This window comes from Mesorhizobium sp. M2A.F.Ca.ET.067.02.1.1, from assembly GCF_004023285.1.
In the GTDB taxonomy this organism is placed as follows: Bacteria; Pseudomonadota; Alphaproteobacteria; order Rhizobiales; family Rhizobiaceae; genus Mesorhizobium.
Map to the genome: position 1 here is coordinate 1 of NZ_RZSB01000483.1, position 4674 is coordinate 4674.

5 protein-coding genes are annotated in these 4674 nt (G+C 63.8%); all 5 read left to right on the forward strand.

Going from position 1 to position 4674, the window contains the following annotated elements:
- Nucleotides 1-429, forward strand: a 429-nt coding sequence (locus EOA28_RS25630) for a DUF1236 domain-containing protein (protein WP_128315415.1), incomplete at its 5' end; no start/stop codon positions are given.
- 404 nt (nt 430-833) lie between these two features.
- Nucleotides 834-1784, forward strand: coding sequence for a type II CAAX endopeptidase family protein (locus EOA28_RS25635; protein ID WP_127253418.1), 951 nt, complete (start codon nt 834-836; stop codon nt 1782-1784).
- A gap of 670 nt (nt 1785-2454) precedes the next feature.
- Nucleotides 2455-4044 carry a signal recognition particle protein gene (gene ffh, locus EOA28_RS25640; RefSeq protein ID WP_126080412.1) on the forward strand — a complete coding sequence of 530 codons (1590 nt, stop codon included), beginning with the start codon at nt 2455-2457 and terminating at the stop codon, nt 4042-4044.
- A gap of 7 nt (nt 4045-4051) precedes the next feature.
- Complete coding sequence (locus EOA28_RS25645; protein ID WP_073989908.1) at nt 4052-4378, forward strand: chorismate mutase; 327 nt, start codon at nt 4052-4054, stop codon at nt 4376-4378.
- A gap of 113 nt (nt 4379-4491) precedes the next feature.
- Nucleotides 4492-4674 (forward strand): 30S ribosomal protein S16 (gene rpsP / locus EOA28_RS25650; RefSeq protein WP_128315416.1); only part of this gene is annotated, 183 nt, incomplete at its 3' end.

The following is a 4674-nucleotide window of genomic DNA, read 5'->3' on the forward strand; positions in this document are numbered from 1 at the left end:
ATCGAAGGCAGCAAATGGTGCACCATCGCCGAAGCCGGCGGCAAGGGTTGGGTCTATTCCGACTATGTGACGGCCGACTTCGGCGGCAGCCGCGTTGTCGTCACCCGTCGCCCGGCCAATGCCGATATCGCCGTCGTGGCGCCGCCGACCGATGACGTCTACACCAGGGACACCTACACCGGCGCCATCGTCTCCAATGATGACGCCATCGAGTCGATCGGCAGACCGCCGGCCGAGGTTGGAACCTATGTCACCGAGCACCGGGTCGATCCGGTTTATCTCGACGGCGAGGTGGTGACCGGCGCGACGCTGCCCGACACGGTCGAGCTGCGCGAGATCCCCGATTACCGGTATCGCTACGTTTATGTGAACAACCAGCCGGCGCTGGTCGATCCGGGCACGAGGCGTATCGTCTATGTGATGCGCTGATCGCCGGACAGTGATGGGCAACAGCGGCCGCCAGCGATGGCGGCCGCTGTTTGTGCCGGCAGCGGTTGTCGCATCGCGACATAGGTTCGGTATTGGCCGAAGCGCCCAAACTTCGTCATCCACGGACTGAGCGACGCGAAGCGGCGCGCAGACCCGAGGATCCATTCCGTGACCTCGCGCGAAGAATGAAGACGGTGCAGAAGAGAGGCTGTTCTGCACCGCAACATCGCTCAGATGTAACGGCATGGATCGCGACAGGCAGGCGTCCAGCTCGTCTTCGACCGTGACATCCCCGCCGTGGTGCTTGAAGCGACCCATTCAACCCGGAAAACTGATGGCGTAATCGCACGGTAACCACTGATCGCCATACATCATGCGACCGAAGCCTTCGGCAGGGGAGCCGCGTGACCATCGAGAATGCCGCCTTCGAGGGCTATCGCCGCTCGCCGAACGAAAAGACCACTTTGCTGCGCCTGTTCTTCGGGTCGCCGATCATCATCGCCTTCTGGATGGCGATGACGGCTCTGGTGCTCTTTGCCGGCACCTATATCTACATCGTCTGGCGCCTGCCCGGACCCTCGACCGGGCGGTACATGCAGGATTTCTTGGCCTCGCCCGTCGGCATCTTGAGCGCCCTGACCTCTTTTGCCGGCATCTGGATCGGCTTGTGGGTGGCGATGCGCTTCGTTCACGGCGAGCCGCTGTCCGCGCTGTTCGGCGCCAGCCGCCGCATCGCCGGCGGCGATTTCCTCAAGGGGCTGGTCGCAGTGCTGATCACCTCGCTCTTCTCCGAAGTGCTGCTCTATTGGCTGCAGCCGGAAATCACGCGCGGACCGATCGCCTTTTCGTCCTGGCTGCTCTTCCTGATCCCGATCGTGCTGCTGGCCTTCCTGCAGACCTCGTCGGAGGAAATGCTGTTTCGCGGCTACCTGCTGCGCGGCCTCGCCTATCGCTTCCGGAGCCCGTGGATCTGGGCGCTGCTGCCGGGCCTGCTGTTCACCTCGCTGCACTGGAACTCGGCCTCGACTTTTGCCATCAATGCCTGCGTCCTGGTCTCGATCGGCGCCTTCGCCCTGCTGCTCACGCTGCTTGTCTATGTCACCGGCAATCTCGGCGCTGGTTTCGGTGCCCATCTCGGCAACAACCTCACCGGCTTCCTGCTGATCTCGCACCAGGAGGGCTATAATGGCTTCGCCCTGCTCAACGCCAAGCCGCTCGAAGGCCCCGGCTGGACGAACTGGGACGCCGTGCTGATCGCCGCGATCGGTATCGTCAGCACGCTTTTGACGATGCTTTTGCTTGTGCACCGGCGCTCGCCGCTGCGGGTCGGGGCGAACAGGGAAAGCCTCGGTTGAGCGATCCCAAATCGCGGCGTTTTGGCCTAGTGGCACTGCACAGGGATTTTGACCGATCGGCTCTGTTTCTGTCGGCAGGTGGCATGCTTGGACATTGGCCGAAACGCCCATCGCGATCGTCATTCCAGGGCGGAGCAGGAGCGAAGCTCCGTCGCGAAGACCCTGGAATCCATGCCGTTACCTTCGCCAAGGCGTGCAACGGAGCAGAATTCTGCACCGCGGCTGCGCTTCCAAGTCACGGAATGGATTCTATGGTCTGCGCCGCGTCGCTTCGCTCCTTGCTCCGCCATAGAATGACGAGGTTGGGGCGGCTTCAGCCAATCTCCGGCGTTTGCGCTGATTTCACTGAAATGAACGGAAGATCTTGCACCAAGACAAACGGCAACCTTTCAAAATCCCTGTGCAGTGCCACTAGGTTTAGGCCCAACACTTGACTCCGCGGCCGATTTCCTGTCTAGAGCCGCTGAATTTCCGCGACGAGTTTCTTTCGCGAAAGCCGACCAGGACGCCGAAGCCTCTTTGAGGCAAGAGCTGTAAAGAGATCCTGGAGGCCAACACCCGGCAGCGCGATGCGCCCCCGGGTGCTTTTTGGCTTTGCGCTTTTGCTTGGCGACCCGGCGCGAACGCACTACCTCTCGGGCATCCACAGTGCCAGGGAAAAGGGAAAAGAATGTTTGAATCACTCCAGGAACGCCTTGGTTCGATCCTGAACGGCCTGACCGGTCGCGGCGCGCTGTCCGAGGCGGATGTCTCGGCGGCGCTGCGCGAGGTGCGCCGTGCGCTGCTCGAGGCCGACGTCGCGCTGGAAGTGGTTCGCTCCTTCACCGACAAGGTGCGCGAGAAGGCGGTCGGCGCCGCGGTGCTGAAGTCGATCAAGCCCGGACAGATGGTCGTCAAGATCGTCCATGACGAGCTGGTCGAGATGCTGGGCGCCGAAGGCGTCGCCATCGACCTCAACGCGCCGGCGCCCGTCGTCGTCATGATGGTCGGCCTGCAGGGCTCCGGCAAGACGACGACCTCGGCCAAGATCGCCAAGCGGCTGACCGAGCGCCAGAACAAGAAAGTCCTGATGGCCTCGCTCGACACGCGGCGGCCCGCAGCGCAAGAGCAGCTGCGCCAGCTCGGCGAGCAGACCAAGGTCGCGACGCTGCCGATCATCGCCGGCCAGAGCCCGGTCGACATCGCCAAGCGCGCCGTGCAGGCGGCCAAGCTCGGCGGCCATGACGTGGTCATCCTCGACACCGCCGGCCGCACCCATATCGACGAGCCGCTGATGGTCGAGATGGCCGACATCAAGAAGGTGTCGAGCCCGCACGAGATCCTGCTGGTCGCCGATTCGCTGACCGGCCAGGACGCCGTCAACCTGGCGAAGAGCTTCGACGAGCGCGTCGGCATCACCGGCCTGGTGTTGACCCGCATGGACGGCGACGGCCGCGGCGGCGCCGCGCTCTCGATGCGCGCCGTCACCGGCAAGCCGATCAAGCTCATCGGCACCGGCGAAAAGATGGACGGGCTGGAGGAATTCCATCCCAAGCGCATCGCCGACCGCATCCTCGGCATGGGCGACATCGTCTCGCTCGTCGAGAAGGCTGCCGAGACCATCGACGCCGAGCAGGCGGCGGCGATGGCCAAGAAGATGCAGTCGGGCAAGTTCGACCTGAACGACCTCGCCCAGCAGCTTCAGCAGATGTCGAAGATGGGCGGGATGGGCGGCATCATGGGCATGATGCCAGGCATGGGCAAGATGAAGGACCAGCTCGCCGCCGCCGGCCTCGACGACAAGATGTTCGGCCGCCAGCTCGCCATCATCTCCTCGATGACCAAGGCCGAGCGCGCCAACCCCGATATCCTCAAGCACTCGCGCAAGAAGCGCATCGCCGCCGGCTCCGGCACCGACGCGGCCGAGATCAACAAGCTCTTGAAAATGCATCGCGGCATGGCCGACATGATGAAGGCGATGGGCGGCAAGGGCAAAGGCGGCGGCCTGATGCGCGGCATGATGGGTGGCCTTGCCTCGAAGATGGGGCTTGGCGGCATGATGCCTGGCGGCGGCATGCCCGACCTCTCCAAGATGGACCCGAAGCAGCTGGAGGCTTTGCAGAAGCAGGCGCAGGCCGCCGGCCTCGGCAAGGGCCTGCCGGGCGGCTTGCCCGGTGGACTTCCCGGTGGCGGACTGCCGGGCCTGCCAGGCGGCATGAAGCTTCCGGGTCTCCCCGGCCTGGGCGGTGGCGGGCTCCCTGGCCTCGGTAAGAAGAAGTGAGGAGGCGATGAACGAGGAGAAAGACATGGCCGACGCACGCGCCATCCTGGCCGGCTACCGAGCCTCGATCGACAACATCGACGCCGCCCTCATCCATATGCTGGCCGAACGCTTCCGCTGCACCAAGGCGGTCGGCGTTCTGAAGGCCGAGCATGGCCTGCCGCCGGCCGACCCGGCGCGCGAGCAGCAGCAGATCGCCCGCCTTCGTCAGCTGGCGAAGGATGCTAATCTCGACCCGGATTTCGCGGAGAAGTTCCTGAACTTCGTCGTCCGTGAAGTGATCCGCCACCACGAACAGATCGCCGCTTCCAACGGCGCTGCCAAAGCCGGCTAACCAGTGAATGCCGCCCAAAAGTGCTTAGCGGTTTTGGGATAACGGCATGCACAAACAAAAAGACACTGCCGCAAACCACATCAAACGAAATCAGAGCTTTTAGGAGATAAAGAATGGCACTGAAGATCAGACTGGCCCGTGCGGGCTCGAAGAAGCGTCCTTACTACCACGTCGTCGTTGCCGACGCCCGCTCGCCGCGCGACGGCCGTTTCATCGAGTCGCTGGGTTCCTGGAACCCGCTGCTGCCGAAGGACGGCGAGCGCGTCAAGGTCGACGCCGACCGCGTCAAGCACTGG

Bases quoted from the DNA above. Each gene is read 5' to 3' on its own strand.
- ffh (WP_126080412.1), top strand. From the start codon at position 2,455: ATGTTTGAATCACTCCAGGAACGCCTTGGTTCGATCCTGAACGGCCTG.
- EOA28_RS25645 (WP_073989908.1), top strand. From the start codon at position 4,052: ATGAACGAGGAGAAAGACATGGCCGACGCACGCGCCATCCTGGCCGGC.